General features: G+C 61.2%; 19 protein-coding genes. 9 read left to right on the top strand and 10 right to left on the bottom strand.

Annotated elements, in window-relative coordinates; genetic code table 11:
* Positions 1 to 40: 40 nt before the first annotated feature.
* The gene (locus C5N93_RS12650; protein ID WP_242559517.1) at positions 41 to 1,327 is read right to left on the bottom strand and encodes a D-amino acid dehydrogenase; all 1,287 of its coding nucleotides are present in this window, start codon (positions 1,325 to 1,327) and stop codon (positions 41 to 43) included.
* Between the two features lie 104 nt (positions 1,328 to 1,431).
* Here C5N93_RS12650 and C5N93_RS12645 point away from each other — a divergent pair, with 104 nt between their 5' ends.
* Positions 1,432 to 1,920: an Lrp/AsnC ligand binding domain-containing protein gene (locus tag C5N93_RS12645; protein WP_069341766.1), complete on the top strand. Its 489-nt coding sequence runs from the start codon at positions 1,432 to 1,434 to the stop codon at positions 1,918 to 1,920.
* Between the two features lie 107 nt (positions 1,921 to 2,027).
* On the opposite strand, the gene C5N93_RS12640 is transcribed toward C5N93_RS12645, so the two are convergent.
* The 5 genes from C5N93_RS12640 to C5N93_RS12620 form a co-directional block, all read right to left on the bottom strand.
* Positions 2,028 to 3,197 carry a PA0069 family radical SAM protein gene (locus C5N93_RS12640; RefSeq protein WP_242559516.1) on the bottom strand — a complete coding sequence of 390 codons (1,170 nt, stop codon included), beginning with the start codon at positions 3,195 to 3,197 and terminating at the stop codon, positions 2,028 to 2,030.
* Between the two features lie 191 nt (positions 3,198 to 3,388).
* Positions 3,389 to 4,321: a DUF2520 domain-containing protein gene (locus C5N93_RS12635; RefSeq protein WP_242559515.1), complete on the bottom strand. Its 933-nt coding sequence runs from the start codon at positions 4,319 to 4,321 to the stop codon at positions 3,389 to 3,391.
* 12 nt (positions 4,322 to 4,333) lie between these two features.
* On the bottom strand, positions 4,334 to 4,783 hold the full coding sequence (locus tag C5N93_RS12630; RefSeq protein WP_069341764.1) for a hypothetical protein: 450 nt from the start codon (positions 4,781 to 4,783) through the stop codon (positions 4,334 to 4,336).
* A 9-nt stretch (positions 4,784 to 4,792) separates the two neighbouring features.
* Complete coding sequence (locus C5N93_RS12625) at positions 4,793 to 5,599, bottom strand: META and DUF4377 domain-containing protein (RefSeq protein WP_242559514.1); 807 nt, start codon at positions 5,597 to 5,599, stop codon at positions 4,793 to 4,795.
* A gap of 214 nt (positions 5,600 to 5,813) precedes the next feature.
* Positions 5,814 to 6,941, bottom strand: coding sequence for a PQQ-dependent sugar dehydrogenase (locus C5N93_RS12620; protein WP_242559513.1), 1,128 nt, complete (start codon positions 6,939 to 6,941; stop codon positions 5,814 to 5,816).
* A 200-nt stretch (positions 6,942 to 7,141) separates the two neighbouring features.
* Here C5N93_RS12620 and rpsP point away from each other — a divergent pair, with 200 nt between their 5' ends.
* The 6 genes from rpsP (at position 7,142) to C5N93_RS12590 (ending at position 11,475) form a co-directional block, all read left to right on the top strand.
* Positions 7,142 to 7,393: a 30S ribosomal protein S16 gene (rpsP, locus tag C5N93_RS12615; protein WP_017234865.1), complete on the top strand. Its 252-nt coding sequence runs from the start codon at positions 7,142 to 7,144 to the stop codon at positions 7,391 to 7,393.
* Between the two features lie 127 nt (positions 7,394 to 7,520).
* Positions 7,521 to 8,162 (top strand): ribosome maturation factor RimM, encoded by a 642-nt coding sequence (gene rimM, locus C5N93_RS12610; protein ID WP_242559512.1) that lies wholly within the window; start codon positions 7,521 to 7,523, stop codon positions 8,160 to 8,162.
* 60 nt (positions 8,163 to 8,222) lie between these two features.
* Complete coding sequence (gene trmD / locus C5N93_RS12605; RefSeq protein WP_242559511.1) at positions 8,223 to 8,993, top strand: tRNA (guanosine(37)-N1)-methyltransferase TrmD; 771 nt, start codon at positions 8,223 to 8,225, stop codon at positions 8,991 to 8,993.
* A gap of 102 nt (positions 8,994 to 9,095) precedes the next feature.
* A complete protein-coding gene (gene rplS, locus C5N93_RS12600) occupies positions 9,096 to 9,482 on the top strand; it encodes a 50S ribosomal protein L19 (protein ID WP_069341759.1) in 387 nt (128 codons plus the stop codon).
* Between the two features lie 232 nt (positions 9,483 to 9,714).
* Positions 9,715 to 10,401: a CoA pyrophosphatase gene (locus tag C5N93_RS12595; RefSeq protein ID WP_242559510.1), complete on the top strand. Its 687-nt coding sequence runs from the start codon at positions 9,715 to 9,717 to the stop codon at positions 10,399 to 10,401.
* Between the two features lie 135 nt (positions 10,402 to 10,536).
* Entirely contained in the window at positions 10,537 to 11,475 is a 939-nt protein-coding gene (locus C5N93_RS12590; protein WP_069341757.1) for a CobD/CbiB family protein, read from the top strand.
* Between the two features lie 80 nt (positions 11,476 to 11,555).
* Here C5N93_RS12590 and rsgA read toward each other — a convergent pair whose 3' ends face one another.
* Together rsgA and C5N93_RS12580 are read right to left on the bottom strand one after the other, a co-directional pair.
* Positions 11,556 to 12,497 carry a ribosome small subunit-dependent GTPase A gene (gene rsgA, locus C5N93_RS12585; protein ID WP_242559509.1) on the bottom strand — a complete coding sequence of 314 codons (942 nt, stop codon included), beginning with the start codon at positions 12,495 to 12,497 and terminating at the stop codon, positions 11,556 to 11,558.
* Positions 12,494 to 13,741 carry a M48 family metallopeptidase gene (locus C5N93_RS12580; RefSeq protein ID WP_069341755.1) on the bottom strand — a complete coding sequence of 416 codons (1,248 nt, stop codon included), beginning with the start codon at positions 13,739 to 13,741 and terminating at the stop codon, positions 12,494 to 12,496. The genes rsgA and C5N93_RS12580 overlap by 4 nt, the downstream gene beginning before the upstream one ends.
* Before the next feature lie 102 nt (positions 13,742 to 13,843).
* Between C5N93_RS12580 and orn the strand changes: the two genes are divergently transcribed.
* Positions 13,844 to 14,461 (top strand): oligoribonuclease, encoded by a 618-nt coding sequence (gene orn / locus C5N93_RS12575; protein WP_150721892.1) that lies wholly within the window; start codon positions 13,844 to 13,846, stop codon positions 14,459 to 14,461.
* Positions 14,462 to 14,551: 90 nt separating this feature from the next.
* Here the strand turns inward: orn and mog are convergent, their stop codons facing one another.
* Together mog and yjgA are read right to left on the bottom strand one after the other, a co-directional pair.
* Positions 14,552 to 15,172, bottom strand: coding sequence for a molybdopterin adenylyltransferase (mog, locus tag C5N93_RS12570; protein WP_242559508.1), 621 nt, complete (start codon positions 15,170 to 15,172; stop codon positions 14,552 to 14,554).
* Complete coding sequence (gene yjgA / locus C5N93_RS12565) at positions 15,172 to 15,777, bottom strand: ribosome biogenesis factor YjgA (RefSeq protein WP_242559687.1); 606 nt, start codon at positions 15,775 to 15,777, stop codon at positions 15,172 to 15,174. The genes mog and yjgA overlap by 1 nt, the downstream gene beginning before the upstream one ends.
* A 115-nt stretch (positions 15,778 to 15,892) precedes the next feature.
* Here yjgA and pmbA point away from each other — a divergent pair, with 115 nt between their 5' ends.
* A complete protein-coding gene (gene pmbA / locus C5N93_RS12560; RefSeq protein ID WP_242559507.1) occupies positions 15,893 to 17,251 on the top strand; it encodes a metalloprotease PmbA in 1,359 nt (452 codons plus the stop codon).
* The last annotated feature ends 11 nt before the right edge of the window (positions 17,252 to 17,262 follow it).

Below are 17,262 nucleotides of genomic sequence, written 5' to 3'. Positions count from 1 at the left end.
GCACAAACAAAAACGGCACCCGAAGGTGCCGTTTCGAAGATCAGGCGAAGGCCGGTTCGGCCTGTGCGTGAGGCGCGCCGCTGTAGCGCGCCACCGACAGGTCGTCGGCCAGAATGGCAGGACGGCGTCCGGACATCAGGTCGGCCAGCAATTGCCCGGACCCGCAAGACATCGTCCAGCCCAGCGTGCCATGCCCCGTATTCAGGAACAGATTGCGCAGGGCGGTGGCGCCAACGATCGGCGTACCGTCCGGCGTCATCGGACGCAGACCGGTCCAGAACGATGCTTCAGCCGTGTTGCCGGCGCCCGGATACAGATCGTTGACCACCATTTCCAGCGTCGCGCGCCGCGCCGGATTGAGCGCCTTGTTGTAACCGACCACTTCGGCCATCCCGCCAACCCGGATGCGGTCCTCGAATCGCGTCACGGCAATCTTGTAAGTTTCATCGAGAATCGTCGATACCGGCGCGCGCGATTCGTCGACGATCGGCACCGTGATCGAATAGCCCTTGAGCGGATACACCGGAATGTCGACGATGCCGCGCAGGAACGGCGTGGAGTAAGAGCCGAGTGCAACGACGTAAGCGTCCGCACGTTGCAGCGTACCCGCGCAAACAACGCCCTCGATCCTGTCGCCCGCGACTTGAAGACCTTCGATCGGCATGTCGTAGCGGAATTTCACACCGAGTGCCTCGGCCATGGCGGCCAAGCGGGTCGTGAACATCTGGCAGTCACCCGTTTCGTCGTTCGGCAGACGCAGGCCGCCGGTCAGCTTATGCGAGACGGCGGCCAGCGCGGGCTCTGCACTGGCGAGTGCCTTGCTGTCCAGCAGTTCGAACGGCACGCCGGCTTCTTCGAGCACGGCGATGTCGCGAGCGGCGTTCGCCAATTGCTCTTCCGTGCGGAACAGTTGCAACGTGCCCGCTTGACGGCCTTCGTATGCGATGCCCGTTTCTGCACGCAGCTCACGGAAGCAGTCGCGGCTGTATTCCGCGATCCGCACCATGCGTTCCTTATTGACGGCGTAACGCTCGGGCGTGCAGTTGCGCAGCATCTGGTAAAGCCATTTGAGCTGCGTCAGTGTGCCGTCCGGGCGGATCGCGAGCGGGGCGTGCTTCTGGAACAACCACTTGATGGCCTTCGCAGGAATCCCCGGTGCCGCCCATGGCGACGCGTATCCGGGCGAAATCTGGCCGGCGTTGCCGAAGCTGGTTTCGAGCGCCGGGCCAGCCTGACGATCGAGCACCGTGACGTCATGCCCGGCCTTTGCCAGGTAGTAGGCGCTGGTAACGCCGATGACGCCGCTGCCGAGAACGATGACCTTCATTGCGTTGACTCCTGTAAAACCATAGTTATGCAGTAATAATTCGCATGCTATTCTCGGAATCGTAGGTTTAGTTAATGTATATGGGCTGAATTCAGGAATAAATCATGAGAGTGCAGCAGCAATCGGTCCGGACGCTGGATCGGCTTGACCGGCGCATCCTGACGTTGCTCCAGCAGGACGGACGGATGTCGATGAAAGACCTGTCAGAGCAGGTCGGCCTGTCGATTACGCCGTGCATCGAACGCGTGAAGCGCATGGAGCGCGACGGCGTGATCATGGGCTACTTCGCCCGGGTGAATCCAGCAGCCCTGGGGGCGGCGTTGCTGGTGTTCGTCGAGATCACGCTGGATCACAAGTCCGGCAACATGTTCGATCAGTTCCGCCGGGAGGTGCTGCGAATTCCCGAAGTCATGGAGTGTCATCTGATTTCCGGTGACTTCGACTACCTCATCAAGGCGCGAATCCGGGAAATGTCCGAGTACCGCAAATTGCTCGGCGATATCCTGCTGCAACTGCCGGGTGCCGTGCAGTCGAAGAGCTATGTCGTGATGGAGGAAATCAAGGAAACGCTCACGGTCCACGTCGAGGAGTGAGCGGCCGGCGGACGTCCGCCCTGTGGCGTTGTCGCGGCAAGTCTTGCAGGGCGGCAGGGGGGGGCTGACTACCCGACAAGCGTTGTGCGGGTACGTTATCCGGCGACTCAGAAAAGCGGCATTTGCGGGTCGACCTTTCCCGTAGGCTCCGCGGCTGGAGTGCTGACTCGTTGTCGCATACGTTGTTTTGCAGGACTCCCTTGCTCGGATGGATCCGGCGCGGGCACGCGAAACTGGTCGTTCCTTAGCGGCGGTCTTGCCTGATTGAGCCCCAACTTACGGGCAGCCAGATGAAATCGCTGCCGAATCAGTTCAGCATGCAATCCAGTGCCACGCATGCGGGTGCCAAATTCCGAACTGTTATGTTTCCCGTCACGAACCTGCTCGATCAGGCTCATCACATGACGTGCCCGCATCGGGTAATTCGCTTCCAGCCATTCGACGAAAACGTCGTGAACCTCTCTCGGTAGTCTCAGCATCACGTAGGCGGCATACGTTGCACCCGCCTCGGCGGCCGTCGTCAGCACCCGCTCGATATCGAAATCGGTGAGCGCGGGCACGATCGGCGCCACGATAACGCCCGTGGGAATGCCGGCATCCGTCAGCTTGCGTATGGCTTCAATGCGTTTGGGTGGCGTATTCGCGCGTGGCTCCATCTTGCGGGCGATTTCCGCATCGAGCGTTCCTACTGAGATAAACACCCTCGCCAGTCCCCGCTGCGCCATGCGCGAGAGGATGTCGATGTCTCGCGTGACGAGGGCCGATTTGGTCGTGATGCCCACCGGATGGCCGAAGCGCTCCAGGACCTCAAGCACGCTGCGTGTGATGCCGTATTCCCGCTCGATCGGCTGGTAGGGATCGGTGTTTGCGCCCAGTGCGAGCAGGGAAGGCTGATAGCCGCGCTTGCGTAGCTCGGCGTCCAGGCGTTCTGCGGCATTGTGCTTGGCGTAGAGCCGGGTTTCGAAGTCGAGGCCGGGGGAGAGGCCCAAATAGGCATGCGTCGGACGCGCGAAGCAATAGGTGCATCCGTGCTCGCATCCGCGGTAGGGGTTGATCGAGCGATCGAACGGGATATCCGCGGAAGTATTGCGGGAGATGATCGTTCGCGCGTTTTCCAGCGCGACCTGCGTGACGAACTTGACCTCGCATTCCTGGGCAACGTCCGATTCATGGCGGCTCTCGTCGCTTTCTCGCCGGTACTCGGAGAAGCGGGATTCGAGGTTGGCGATAGCGCCCCGGCCCTTACGGGATGGGGGCGGCACGAACGAGGATGCCATGACGCGTCTCCTGAATAACGCCCCCTGAAAGAAACGCCGGGCAGGCGCAGGGAGTTGTCGTCATTATACTGTGTTTTTATACAGTATTTCGACCAAGGAGAGCGGCAGTGAGATACGTATTTGACGAACTTGCCAGTTTGTCCGTCAGCGTAGCGGCAATGTGCTGGGCGGGCTGGACGTCGTGGTTGACGTCATGCGTCGCGCGGGGGCATGACCGGCGGCACGTACGGGGCGATCGTCCGGGCGATGGTATCGAGCGCCGCTATGTCCATGTTCGGGCGCTGGCGGGCCAGGTGAATGGCGCGAAGCGTCAGCAAGGAATAGAGCGTCGCATGGTTGCCGCCCATGGCAGCCAGGGCCTCGGTGTGGCGTTGAACAATGCCGACGTCGCCGCGCGATACGGGGCCGGCAAGCGCCCCGGAAAGCCCTCGCTCGCGAGCTGCTTCGAGTGTGCCCATGACGAGCGGCCAGATGGCGTCGCGCGCGTCGGTCTCGCTCATGCCAATGGCCTTCCAGAGGTGCGTTGCCTCGTCGAGCAGGCAAAGCAGGAAACTGGCCGCGTAGTTGGCGCCCGCGTGATAACGCATGCGTTCGCCCGGCGCAATGGACAGCGCGCGGCATCCGATATCGCTGGCGAAACGCTGAAGGACTTCGTTCAGCGGCGCTTCGGCTTCAATGGTGATGGCGCTGCCCCGCATGCGGGGCGCGTCATCTTCAAGTCCTGCGAAAAGAAAAAGCGGATGAAAACCGCCGATATGCCCGCCGCTTTTCGTCGACGGTTCAAGCAACCCGACTTCGGATGCGCCACTGCAATGGACAAGCGCTTGTCCGGCACGCGGCGCGAGATGCGTCGCGCAGTCGGCGATGGCGTCGTCCGGCACCGTGAGAAACACCAGATCCGCGTGCGAGAAAACGGCATTCATGGCGTCGGGCTGATCAATGGACAGTGCGCTGCATTTCGGCAATGCCGTCGCGATGTGTTGCGCTTTGGCGATATTCCGGCTTGCCACGACCGTTACGTGGTATCCGGCGCGAGTTGCGGCGATCGCCAGCGCGCGCGCCACACGACCGGCGCCGACAAAACCGAGCGTTGGCAAGACGTTGGAGGATATGGCGTTGGGCATCGCGATCTGGGGTTACTGCGACAGGCGATTCGGCGTGTCGTGAATTTCGAAGTAAGTCTGGAACGCCACAGCGAAGCCGACCATCATCAGCATGGCGCCGACAAACAGCGACAGGCTGACGATGATGACGGCAATCCAGCCCGAACGGGACTGGGTTGCGGCACGAGGGTTGAATTGCGCGTTCCAGCGCTCGTCCGGACGCAAGCCATAAACGATGGCGGCGAGAAAGGCCGAAAACAGCGAGATGGCGCCAAGAATCGTCAGTACCCATCCCGCGAGCGAATGCAGTTCGCTGGTGACCAGAAGTCCCCAACCCGCCAGGCCGCAGGCCGAGCCCACGATATGGGCCCAGCCGAAGCGATCGCGAACACCATAAAGATAGAAGCGATGCAGGCCAAGCGTGCCGAACAGCATGGCAAGGCCGGCGGTCAGGGTTTTGGATTTATAGGCGACTGCGTTCATTGGGAATGGTTATCGGGCAGGCGTTTCGCGAATGACTTCGACCAGCGTCCAACGCATGCTCGAAGCATCGGCGGGCGGATTGGCGACAGGCTCGCCATGAATTTTCACGCGGTATTCTACGCCCGGCTTCCACTCGAAGCCATCGATGTGGGCGTACCAAAGCTCCCACTGCGATTTGCCCGAATCGTCGGCAGTCCGCACGCGCAGGCACTTACGCGGCGCGACGCCTACACAATCGGCCATCTGCGAGTCGACATCGAGGATGCGGTCTTCCGTCTTCACTGCTCCTGCGTTAGCCACGGGGCGATTGAGCAGTGTCTGCGATGCGTAGGTCAGCGTTTCGCCATTCGACGTACTCAGCGTCAGTTGTGTGTCGCGGCGCTCGAAGCGGGTGACGCTCGCGAGCGTCTTCAAATAGCGGGATTCGAAGGCCATCGAATCCGGGCACGCCATTCGCGTCGCTGCGGGGGCTTGAAGGCTAACCTGACCCTTGCCCGGCCCGATCGTGTACTGACCGAAAATGCGATTGCAGCCGCCGGTGCCGGAAAACGCTCCCTTATCGTTGAACGTCAGGTTGATTGCACGGCCTTCCGGCAGACTCGGGGCGTCGCTTGCACCTTCCCATTTCACCAATTGCCAGGTGCCCAGAATGTCGGTTGGGGCAGTCGCAGCCGCGGTGTTTTCGGTGCCCGAAGACGGATTTGCGCCACCGCCCGACGGTGCGGCGCAGCCGGCCAGCAGAGCCGCCGGAACGATAAGTGTCGCCAGGTAAGTAGCGAGCGAGGAGGGCAGGAACGAGAGTAGGCGTTGAGTCATGATCGTTATGTGGTGGTAGTTGCGGAGAGGGCAGGGACGGCGGAATGTCGCGTTGAACAGGGGATGGTGTGTTCTAACGGTGCCGTGAGTACCATGAGTTGTTGACCTAGCGCACAAAGGGTCAGTTCCTTGCGTAGGGTTGGGGATGTTTCCCAATCGAGGTCGGCCGCCCCATGTGGCATGAGGTTTCGGTGCGAAGGCGTGCGCAGCGAGGTCATGGCTTTCGATATGTGATGCGATAGATCGCACCCGCGTGGTCGTCGCTGATGAGCAGAGAGCCATCGGGCAACGTCAGCAGGTCGACGGGGCGTCCCCAGACGGTCTCGCCATCGTCCAGCCAGCCCTGTGCAAAGACCTCCTGTTTTGCAACGTTACCCTTCGCATCGAGAACGATGCGCACGACTCGGTAACCCACTTTGCTGCTGCGATTCCAGGAGCCGTGCTCGGCGATGAAGATATTGCCGCGATACTCCTCCGGGAATTGTTTACCTATATAGAAGCGCATGCCGAGCGCTGCGACATGTGCGCCGAGTTTCGCTTTTGGCGGCGTGAAGCTGCGGCAGGGCTTTTCGCGCCCGAAGTCGGGGTCCGACACGTTGCCCGCATGGCAGTAAGGGAATCCGAAATGCTCGCCGACGCTGGAAAGTCGGTTCAGTTCATCGTCGGGCACATCGTCGCCGAGGAGGTCGCGGCCGTTGTCGGTGAACCAGAGGGCATTGGTGCCCGGCTGCCAGTCGAATCCGACCGAGTTGCGCACCCCGCGCGCGATGACGCGCCAATCGGTGCCGTCGGGCTTCATGCTGCCGATCATGGCGTAGCGATTTTCATCTCGCTTGCAGACGTTGCACGGTGCGCCGACGCCGACATAGAGGCGTTGGTCGGGGCCAAAGGCAATGTATCGCCATCCGTGGTGGGTTTCGGTCGGCAGCTTGTCGTAGAGGGTGACCGGCTTGCCCGGGCTGTCCAGCCGGTTCTCGATATCTTCGAGTTTGAGGATGCGTGAGACGGCAGAGATATAGAGTGTGCCGTTACGCATGGCCACGCCTACCGGCATGTTCAGTCCCGATGCGATCGTGCGGACTTTGGCGGCGTACGCGCGAGATGGATCCAGCGTAATGGCGTAGACGTTGCCTTGGCCACGGCTTCCCACGAACAGGGTGCCCTTCGGGCCCAGCACCATACCGCGTGCGCCGGGCACCTGATCCGAGAGAACTTCGACGTAAAAGCCGGGTGGCAGCGACAGGCGTTCAATCGGAAGCGCGTCGCGCGCTGCAGCGAATTGGGCGGCGAAGAGCAATATCGCGCCTAGGAGGAACTGCCATCCATCGGGAAATCGTCGCATGCAGGACTCGCTTCACGCAAAGGATGCGTGCATTGTAGACCAGTGCTCGCCGGGGCGCGGCGACGCCGCACAAGCCGCCTAATTCGGGCGCCGCTCGACGGCACACATCTGCATTTGGCGAAGTGTTTGTTTTGACGAGGGTTTTGCGCTATAATCACGCGTTTTCTGTCCGAACACTTCTGGATTCACAAGGATTTAATATGGTCGTTATCCGCCTGGCTCGCGGCGGCGCGAAGAAGCGCCCGTTCTACAACATCGTTGCAACCGACTCGCGTAACCGCCGCGATGGCCGCTTCATCGAGCGTATTGGCTTCTACAACCCGGTCGCTGCCGAAGGCACGGAAGGTCTGCGCATTGCTCAAGACCGTCTGACGTACTGGCAAGGCGTTGGCGCACAACTGTCGCCGACCGTGGCTCGTCTGATCAAGCAAGGCGCCAAGGCTGCTGCCTAAGCTTTCAGATAGTCGAGCTGTACGCATTGCTGTCGGTTTGCCGGCGGCATGAGAATTGAACGGCGATGCCTGCTCCGGAGCAATCTAGAGCAGGCATCGCCGTGTGTTCGTCACAAGGTTGGATTGCATGGTTCGTTCCGCACGTGAGCGGGTACCGCTGAAGATCGGTGCTGAAGCGCGTCGCGCCTCAGGCATGCGCGCAGAGCAGGTGCTTGCCCCGGTGATCGAAGTCCCCGACGATCTCGTCGAGCTGGGATACATCGGTGATGCCTACGGGATTCGTGGCTGGATCAAGGTGCAGCCGCACACGGGGAAAGGCGAAAGCCTCTTGTCCGCAGAGTGCTGGTATTTCCGTCGCCCTGGTGCACCGGAGTACACCAAAGCCAATGTGCTTTATAGTCGCGCGCATTCGGGAACCGTAGTCGCGCAATTGCGCGGCAGCGAAAACCGGACGGCGGCCGAGGCGCTCAAAGGGCTTCAGGTCTGGGTGCCGCGTAGCGCGTTCCCGACCGCAGGTGAAGATGAGTTCTACTGGGTCGATCTGATCGGTGCCCAGGTGACGAACTTGCAGGATGAGTTGCTTGGCAAGGTTGTCGGTCTGCTGGATAACGGCGTGCACACTGTGTTGCGTGTGGCGTACGACGTGCCGGCAGTCGATGGCAAGCCGGCGAAGACCGCTGAGCGGTTGATCCCCTTCGTTGGCCAATATGTCCAGACCGTCGATGTCGAGGCGGGGCATATCGTGGCTGACTGGGGTCTCGATTATTGAGATACCGATTGATCGCCCGGCCGTTATGGCGTCCGGGCACCTCTGGACGGAACCGGTCTGATGCAGTTTGACGTCGTCACGCTCTTTCCCGAGATGTTTCGGGCACTGACCGACTGGGGCGTCACCAGCCGGGCGCTCAAGCAGTCGCGCTACGGTCTGCGGTTTTGGAATCCGCGTGATTTCACGCATAACAATTACCGCACGATCGATGATCGTCCTTATGGCGGTGGTCCGGGTATGGTCATGCTCGCCAAGCCGCTTGATGATGCGATTGCTGCTGCGAAGGCTGCACAGGCGGAAGTCGGTGTGCCGCGCGGCCGGGTGTTGTTGATGTCGCCGCAAGGCAAGCCGCTGACGCATCGTCGGGTTGTCGAAATGCGGGAGCAAGAGCAGGGGTTGATCCTGCTCTGCGGTCGTTACGAGGCCATCGATCAGCGTTTGATCGATCGCGTGGTGGACGAAGAGGTCAGCGTTGGCGATTTCGTGCTGTCGGGTGGGGAGTTGCCTGCCATGGCGCTGATGGATTCGCTGATCCGGCTGTTGCCGGGGGCGCTGAACGACGAGCAGTCGGCGGAGCAAGATAGTTTCGTCAACGGGTTGCTCGATTGTCCGCATTACACGCGACCCGAAGAGTACGAAGGCGTGCGCGTACCCGATGTCTTGTTGGGTGGGCATCACGCAGAGATTGAAAAATGGCGGCGTCGCGAGGCGTTGGCCAATACCTGGCACAAGCGCCCCGATCTGATCGAAAGCGCGCGTGCCAACGGATTGCTCAGTCGTGCCGACGAGGCATGGCTGGCAGGCCTACAGGCCGATTCGTCGGCCAGGTAGGTTCGGATGTCGTCATGGGGACGGCATTCGGTTTGACCCCATCCTCTGTCGGGGCCGGTTCGCCGGTATATAACGCCGACACGATGGCACTAGGAGTGGTAAATGAATCTGATCGCTAAGATCGAGCAAGAAGAAATCGCGCGTCTGACCGCGAACAAGACGATTCCCGACTTCGCCCCGGGCGACACCGTGATCGTCAACGTGAACGTGGTTGAAGGTAACCGCAAGCGCGTTCAGGCATACGAAGGCGTGGTGATCGCCAAGCGTAACCGTGGCCTGAACTCGGGCTTCATCGTTCGCAAGATTTCGTCGGGTGAAGGCGTTGAGCGTACGTTTCAGACGTACTCGCCGCTGATCGCCAGCATCGAAGTCAAGCGTCGTGGTGACGTTCGTCGCGCCAAGCTGTACTACCTGCGCGAGCGTTCGGGCAAGTCGGCACGTATCAAGGAAAAGCTCACGTTCAAGAGCAAGACCGTCGCTGCCGAGTAAATCGGACGCCGCTATGCCCGACGACCTCGTGGTCGGGCACAGCAAAAGCCGCATGGAAAAAGCACCCTTCGGGGTGCTTTTTTCGTTTCGCCGCGTCGCATTTATGCGGTTGTGGCAGTGCGTCATAACGCAGGTATGCCGCGAATAGCCGTGTGAATCGTATTTTCTTTGCGGTCACGCGTTTTCAGCATCCTCGCTAAAATAGCGAAGTTAATCATCAACAAAGGTCTACGTGGCGCCACCTCTCATCCTGCATCCGGAAGCGTTACCCATCGTCTCGACGGGCGAGGGCGAGCCAGCGGTGCCGGCGGAGCGGTTGACCCCTTCGGCGTTGCGGGACCGTCTCGCCTGCCCCCCGATCTGGACGCCCGAGTCCGGTGTCGTCGAAGTTGTGTCCCCCACGTTGTTCACGCCGCGTGCCGCTGCGGTCCTGGTGCCGTTGGTCATGCGCCCGCACGGAACGACCGTGTTGCTTACGAAGCGGACGCAGCACCTGAGCACGCATGCCGGCCAGGTGAGTTTCCCGGGCGGAAGCCGAGAGCCGGACGATCCCACGCCTATCGCGACCGCATTGCGTGAATCGCACGAGGAAATCGGCCTGGATGCCGGTGCGGTGGAGGTGATCGGAAGCTTGCCCGACTATGTGACGGGCACGGGTTTTCGCGTTGCGCCGGTCGTAGGGCTGGTCACGCCGCCGTTCGATCTCGTGGCGGACACCGGGGAAGTGGATGAAATCTTCGAGGTCCCGCTGGATTTTCTGATGAATCCTGCGCATCACCAGATTCGCGTCTTCAACTATCAGGTCGGTGAGCGCAGGTTCTACGCCATGCCTTATCCAAAGGCCGCTGGCGGCGAGTATTTCATCTGGGGCGCGACGGCGGGCATGCTGCGGAATTTCTACCGTCTCCTGCGGGCCTGACGCGAAACGCGATTCGGAGGTGCGAAAGCTCCGCTGAAATCGGGATATGCGTGCGTCGCCAAGGCGCATGGGGCGGGCATTTGCGAGAAGCTGTGCTATCGTTACACCATTCCGTCTGGTGATCTGATCGCACGCATGACATTCTTCTCGGTACTCCTCGCGCTGATCCTCGAGCAGGTGCGTGCCCTCTCCACGCAAAACCCGATTTACAACCTGATTCGTTCCCACGCGGCTCACACCTCGCAATCGTTCGACGCCGGTCAACCGCGTCACGGCGTGCTCGCCTGGCTGGTCGTCGTGGTGCCGTTCGTGCTGGTTGTCGGCGTGGTGTACTACCTGCTGATGCGGGTCAATATTTTCCTGGGGTTTGCCTGGAACGTCCTCATCGTCTACCTGACGATGGGGTTTCGGCAATTCAGTCACTATTTCACCGACATCCACGTTGCGCTGAATAACGACAACGTGAATGAGGCCCGTGAAATCCTGCGCCAATGGATCGGTATCGATACCGTGGATATGCCGGTGGACGAGATTGTGCGGCACACGCTTTTGCATGCCGTGATTGCGTCGCACCGTCACGTGTTCGGCGTGTTCTTCTGGTTCCTGATGCCCGTGGGGCCGGCCGGCGCCGTCCTATACCGCCTCGCCGAGTATCTTTCGCGTCGCTGGACCGAGCCTGCGCCTGATCGCAGCCCGGCATTCGGTGCGTTCGCGCGCAAGGCATTCTACGTGATCGATTGGGTGCCTGCGCGTCTGACGGCGATTGGCTTTGCAATCGTCGGCAACTTTGAAGATGCGATCTACGCATGGCGCCATTACGCCAAGCAATGGCCGAACGAAAACGAAGGGATCTTGCTCGCCGCAGGTAGTGGTGCACTTGGGGCGCGTCTCACGGGGCCACTGGCGGAAGTGTCGAGTGTCGACGCGCTGAATCAGGGAGACGACGCCGTGCTGCCGGTCGGTGGCGAGTGTACGCCGCGTACGTTGCAGGCCGCTGTGGGGCTGGTGTGGCGAGCCGTTCTGCTGTGGATGTTGCTATTGCTTCTGCTCACGTTGGCCGTCTGGCTTGGCTGACGCCTGGTAATACGACACCACCAATGAGAAACCCCGCAAATGCGGGGTTTCTTGTTTTTCGGGAAGGCTTACGTCCGCAATCAATACGGAATCTGTTGCTCGGATTCGTGGACGAGTTGCGCGTACAGGGCGTGGCGTTGTTGCGAGACGCGTCCGTCGGCTACGGCCTCCAGAATCGCGCAACCCGGCTCTTTCAGGTGATGGCAGTTATAGAACCGGCATCCCGTGAGTAGCGGACGAAACTCGGGAAATGCACGCTCCAGTGCGCCTTCCTTGAGGTGATGCAGCCCAAACTCCTGGAACCCCGGAGAGTCGATGAGCAAACCGCCTTCCGGCAGATGAAAGATGCGCGTGAACGTCGTCGTGTGCTTGCCTGAGTTCAGTACGGTCGAGATTTCACGTGTTGCGGCATCGGCGTTAGGTACGACCAGATTCACCAGGCTCGATTTCCCCATGCCGGATTGCCCCAGTAGCAACGACGCCTGATGCGCCAGACGCGGCAGCAACTGCGCCTTCGCCGCTTCCGGATCTGCGCGCACCGACACTTCGAGGACTTCGTAGCCCAATGCACGATACGGTGCCAGACGCTCACGTGCCGCCGGTAACGCCTGCGTCACGTCGGTCTTGTTGAGCACGATCAGCGGGCGCAACTCGTTGGCTTCCGCAGCGACGAGTGCGCGGCCGAGCAAGTCCTCGCTAAAGTACGGCTCCGTCGCCAGCATGATCACCAGTTGATCGATGTTGGACGCAAAAAGCTTGCTCTTGAACTGGTCGGAGCGATAGAGGAGATTGCGGCGCGGCAGAATTTCTTCGATGACACCCTGATCCCCCGTACGTGCCCACGCGACTTCGTCACCGACGGCGATTTCGCTCTTCTTGCCGCGCGGGAAACAAAGCACCGTCTCACCGTCGTCGGCTTCGACGACGTAATGACGCCCGTGGGCCGCTGCTACGCGACCATGACGTCGTTCCTGTGCTGTCGTCTCCGTGAGCGATGCCCTACCTTTGGCGCCGCGCTTCATGCGTGCCCCAACAAGCGATCGATGCGTTGCGACGCGGGAGGGTGGGAGTAATAGAACGCGGTGTAGACCGGGTCGGGCGTCAACGTCGACGCATTGTCCTGGTACAGCTTCACCAGCGCATTCACCAGATCGCTGGCTTGCGTCTGGCTGGCGGCAAAGGCGTCGGCCTCGAATTCATGTTTGCGCGACGTGAGGCTACTCAGCGGGCTGGCAAAAAATCCAAACACGGGCAGCACGAGGAAGAAGAGTACGAGTGCCAGCGCGTTGTTGCTGCCTGTCATCGACGGCATGACACCGAGTTCCGTGTAAAACCAGGTCCGGCCGGTGAGCCAGCCGAGCAGGGCGAGGAATGCCAGCGACAAGGCGAAGGCGACAACCAGTCGCTTGGTGATGTGGCGGCGCTTGAAGTGTCCCAGCTCATGCGCCAGCACCGCCTCAATTTCGGCGGGCGAGAGTCGCTCGATCAGCGTGTCGAAGAACACGATGCGCTTGGCGCGTCCGAAGCCGCTGAAGTAGGCGTTACCGTGGGCTGAGCGCTTCGAGCCGTCCATCACGAACAGGCCGCGTGCGGCAAATCCACAACGTTGCATGAGTCCCTCGATGCGTTGTGCGAGCGATACGTCCGAGAGTGGCTCGAATTTATTGAACATCGGGGCGATGACGTGCGGAAAAATGAACTGCACGAACAGGTTGAACGCCACCCAGACCACCCACGTGTACACCCACCAGAGCGGGCCGGCGCGGTCCATGAGCCAGAGCACGACGAACAGCAGGGGTAATCCGAGCACGACACCCACGGCCGTGCCTTTCACCATGTCGGCAATAAAAAGGCCGAGCGACATCCGGTTGAAGCCGAAGCGCTGCTCGATAACGAACTGCCGGATATAGGTGAAGGGCAGATCGACGATGCCGGAAATCAACAGGACCGCCGCGATCAGCGCAATTTGGCCGACGTAGCCTTCACCGAGCCATTCGGAGATGCCGATATGCAACAGGTTCAGCCCGCCAAGCAACGTAAAGGCGACCAGCAACACGGCTTGCGCGAAGATTTCGGCCATGCCGAGGCGGGTACGTGCCACGGTGTAATCGGCGGCACGCTGATGGTCGGTCAGTGTGATCGTGTCGGCGAATCGCTCGGGCACCGTCGCCCGATGAGCGACCACATGGCGAACCTGACGGGCGGCCAGCCAGAGCTTGGTCATGACCATCGCCAGCAGGAAGATCACGAAGAGATAAGTGAACATGCGCTTTAGAAGAATCCGAAGTATGCGAGAATTATAAGTTCTTTCGACCGGTGAGGCGCCGTGCCGGTCGCCTACCGATGCGTTTTCCAGAGTCTTCCGATCATGTCCTCCCTTCCATCCCAAAATCCCACGCCTGCCGACGCCGAAACGACGCTTGCACGCGCCGAATTCAATTTGGTCTGGCTCGACATGGAAATGACCGGGTTGCAGCCCGATAGCGACCGGATCATCGAGGTGGCGGTCGTCGTGACCGACTCGGCTCTGACGCGCCGCATCGAAGGCCCGGTGTTCGCCATCCACCAGTCCGACGCCGTGCTCGACGGCATGGACGACTGGAACAAGTCGACGCACGGCCGCTCGGGGCTGATCGATCGCGTCAAGGCGTCGCCGGTGGACGAGGCGTCGGCGGAGGCGCAACTGATCGAATTCCTGAATCAGTACGTGCCGCCCAACAAGTCGCCGATGTGTGGCAATTCGATTTGCCAGGATCGTCGGTTCATGGCGCGTTACATGCCGAAGCTCGAAGCGTTCTTCCACTACCGGAATCTGGACGTCAGCACCCTCAAGGAGCTTTGCCGCCGCTGGGAGCCCACCGTATACAAGGGCTTCACCAAGCGCGCCGCCCACACCGCGCTCGCCGATATCCATGAGTCGATCGACGAACTGGTGTACTACCGTGAGCATTTTTTGAAGACTTCCGTGCCGGGCGCTCCGGCCTGAGAACTTCATCGGCACATAGACAAACGCCAGCGGATTCGCTGGCGTTTTGTTTTCTGGACTCAGGAGAGAAATGAGGGGGAGGCCGGTCGATCAGGCGGGTTTCGGTGCCCGAATCGCGCTCTTGGGGCGGAACGCCTTGCAGACCGTCTCCTCGGTTTCGATATACGGGCCACCGATCAGATCGATGCAGTAGGGAACCGCGGCAAAGATGCCCGGCACGACCGATTTGCCCTCGGCGTCGCGCAATCCTTCAAGAGTTTCCTTGATGGACTTCGGCTGGCCGGGCAGATTGATGATGAGTGCGGCATGATCCGCCGTCTCGCGAATCACGGCAACCTGACGCGAAAGGATGGCCGTGGGCACGAAGCGCAGGCTGATCTGGCGCATCTGCTCGCCGAAGCCCGGCATTTCCTTGGTGCCCGCGCGAAGCGTGGCTTCGGGCGTGACATCGCGACGGGCCGGGCCGGTGCCGCCGGTCGTGAGGACCAGATCGCATTGCATTGAATCGACGAGCTCGATCAACGTCGCAGTGATACCGTCGGCAACGTCGGGAATCAGGCGCGTTTCGGCAACCCAGGGCGACGTCAGGGCGCTGCCCAGCCAGGCTTGCAGCGCCGGAATGCCCTGATCTTCATAGGTGCCCTGACTGGCTCGGTCGCTGATCGACACCAGCCCTACGCGAAGTTCGTCCGGATGTGAGCGCGTGATCATCAGTAATCCTCGCGCGTTGGGAATTCCGGCAGATCGTTATCGGCGTCGTCCGAAGTTTCGGTCTCTGTCGAGCCGGTGCCCAGCAAATCCTTGAGTACCTGGAAGAGTTCGCGGAAAGCCTTGGGCGGCTTCTGCGTTGCCTGCTCCCGGCGGGCGTTACGAATCAGCGTGCGCAGTTGCTGAGCATCTGCCGTGGGGTGCTGGGTGACCAGCTCGGTCAGCGCCTCGTCCTTGGCCAGCAAGCGTTCGCGCCAGCGTTCCAGCGCGTGCAGCTTGGCGGTTTCTGCCTTGGAGACGCCCTTGATAACGTCCAGGGCACGTTGAATGGCCTCGATTTCCTTTTCGTCCAGCGTGCGCATTTGCTTGCCGACGTACTGCATTTGGCGGCGGCGGCCTTCATGCGCGGTGATCGTGCGGCAATCCCGGACGGCGCGTTCGAGGTTTTCGGGCATCGGCACGCGGGCGAGCGCGTCCTTGGCCAGGTTGACCAGTTCTTCGCCCAGATCCTGAAGGGCATGCGACTCGCGCTTGCGCTGGGATTTGCTCGGGCCTTCGTCGGAAAGCTCGCTGTGGGCGATACGGTTAAAGCGTTGAATGTGCGTCATAGCCGCTATTGTAACGCGGCGCGCGGCGTCCAAATAGTTGCCTGGGCTACGCACGACGGCGCGCAAGTCGCGCTAAGATGGCGGTTCCTATTCAGCCACTGACCGAATCGCGCCGATGTCCCAAGCGACCCAGCACTTCACGCATACCCAGGATCAACTCAAGGAAATCGTCAGCGACGTCTTGCAGTACGCCCGTTCGCTTGGCGCAACCGACGCCGCGGCCGAAATATCCGAGGGCGACGGCCTGTCGGTTTCGGTGCGGCGCGGGAAGGTCGAGACCATCGAGCGCAACCGCGACAAGCTGGTCGGCGTGACCGTTTTCATCGGCCAGCGTCGCGGTAACGCCAGCACGTCCGATTTCTCCCGCAAGGCGCTGCACGACACCGTCGACGCCGCCTACAACATTGCCCGTTTCACAGCAGAAGACGATTGCGCAGGGCTTGCCGAGTCCGAGCTGCTCGAAATGCGCCCGCAGGATCTGTCGCTGTTCCATCCGTGGGACATCACGGCAGACGAAGCCGTCGAACTGGCGCGGCGCGCCGAGAAAGCAGCGCTCGATGTGAGCCCTGTCATCCGGAATTCCGAAGGCGCAGGCGTCTCGGCCCAGCATTCGCAGTTCATGCTTGGCACGACGCGTGGCTTCCTGTCGGGTTATCCGTATTCCCGTCATTACCTGTCGGTGTCGCCGATTGCCGGTTCCGGCAGCCATATGCAGCGTGACGACTGGTATTCGTCCAAGCGTGCTGCGGGCGATCTGGCCTCGCCCGAAGCGGTTGGCCGGTATGCCGCCGAACGGGCGCTGGCTCGACTGCACGCTCGCAAGCTTTCCACGCGCAAGTGTGCGGTCCTCTTCGAGGCGCCGCTTGCTGCCGGACTGCTCGGGGCGTTCGTCCAGGGCGTGAGCGGTGGGGCGTTGTACCGCAAGGCGACGTTCCTCGTCGACACGCTGGGCAAGCCCGTGTTTGCCGATCACGTAGGCATTCACGAAGACCCGCACGTGCCGCGTGCCATGGGCAGCGCGCCGTATGACGAGGAAGGCGTGAAGACGCGTGCTCGCGATGTCGTTAGCGATGGCGTGGTGCAAGGCTACTTCCTGTCGACCTATTCGGCCCGCAAGCTCGGCATGCAAACGACCGGCAATGCCGGCGGTTCGCACAACCTGCGCATGTACAGCAAGCTGACGGCGCCGACCGATGACTTCCGCGCCATGCTGCGCAAGCTCGGCACCGGGTTGCTCGTGACCGAGCTGATGGGGCAGGGCGTGAACTATGTGACGGGGGATTACTCGCGCGGCGCGTCCGGTTTCTGGGTCGAGAATGGCGAAATCCAGTACCCGGTCGAAGAAATCACGCTGGCGGGCAATCTGAACGACATGTTCCGGCAGATCGTTGCGATCGGAGCAGACACGCTGGTGCGTGGCACGAAAGAGGTCGGGTCAATCCTGATTGAACAAATGACCATTGCTGGTCATTGATGCTGCAAAAG

Source organism: Pandoraea sp. LA3, from assembly GCF_022696215.1.
Lineage (GTDB): Bacteria > Pseudomonadota > Gammaproteobacteria > Burkholderiales > Burkholderiaceae > Pandoraea > Pandoraea capi.
The sequence above is the reverse complement of the archived record's forward strand: the minus strand, read 5'-3'. Positions and strand labels throughout refer to the sequence as shown.

Bases quoted from the DNA above. Each gene is read 5' to 3' on its own strand.
- C5N93_RS12590 (WP_069341757.1), top strand. From the start codon at position 10,537: ATGACATTCTTCTCGGTACTCCTCGCGCTGATCCTCGAGCAGGTGCGT.
- C5N93_RS12580 (WP_069341755.1), bottom strand. From the start codon at position 13,741: ATGTTCACTTATCTCTTCGTGATCTTCCTGCTGGCGATGGTCATGACC.
- orn (WP_150721892.1), top strand. From the start codon at position 13,844: ATGTCCTCCCTTCCATCCCAAAATCCCACGCCTGCCGACGCCGAAACG.
- C5N93_RS12630 (WP_069341764.1), bottom strand. From the start codon at position 4,783: ATGAACGCAGTCGCCTATAAATCCAAAACCCTGACCGCCGGCCTTGCC.
- rplS (WP_069341759.1), top strand. From the start codon at position 9,096: ATGAATCTGATCGCTAAGATCGAGCAAGAAGAAATCGCGCGTCTGACC.
- C5N93_RS12635 (WP_242559515.1), bottom strand. From the start codon at position 4,321: ATGCCCAACGCCATATCCTCCAACGTCTTGCCAACGCTCGGTTTTGTC.
- rpsP (WP_017234865.1), top strand. From the start codon at position 7,142: ATGGTCGTTATCCGCCTGGCTCGCGGCGGCGCGAAGAAGCGCCCGTTC.
- C5N93_RS12645 (WP_069341766.1), top strand. From the start codon at position 1,432: ATGAGAGTGCAGCAGCAATCGGTCCGGACGCTGGATCGGCTTGACCGG.
- mog (WP_242559508.1), bottom strand. From the start codon at position 15,172: ATGATCACGCGCTCACATCCGGACGAACTTCGCGTAGGGCTGGTGTCG.
- C5N93_RS12650 (WP_242559517.1), bottom strand. From the start codon at position 1,327: ATGAAGGTCATCGTTCTCGGCAGCGGCGTCATCGGCGTTACCAGCGCC.
- C5N93_RS12620 (WP_242559513.1), bottom strand. From the start codon at position 6,941: ATGCGACGATTTCCCGATGGATGGCAGTTCCTCCTAGGCGCGATATTG.
- pmbA (WP_242559507.1), top strand. From the start codon at position 15,893: ATGTCCCAAGCGACCCAGCACTTCACGCATACCCAGGATCAACTCAAG.
- rsgA (WP_242559509.1), bottom strand. From the start codon at position 12,497: ATGAAGCGCGGCGCCAAAGGTAGGGCATCGCTCACGGAGACGACAGCA.
- trmD (WP_242559511.1), top strand. From the start codon at position 8,223: ATGCAGTTTGACGTCGTCACGCTCTTTCCCGAGATGTTTCGGGCACTG.
- rimM (WP_242559512.1), top strand. From the start codon at position 7,521: ATGGTTCGTTCCGCACGTGAGCGGGTACCGCTGAAGATCGGTGCTGAA.
- C5N93_RS12640 (WP_242559516.1), bottom strand. From the start codon at position 3,197: ATGGCATCCTCGTTCGTGCCGCCCCCATCCCGTAAGGGCCGGGGCGCT.
- C5N93_RS12625 (WP_242559514.1), bottom strand. From the start codon at position 5,599: ATGACTCAACGCCTACTCTCGTTCCTGCCCTCCTCGCTCGCTACTTAC.
- yjgA (WP_242559687.1), bottom strand. From the start codon at position 15,777: ATGACGCACATTCAACGCTTTAACCGTATCGCCCACAGCGAGCTTTCC.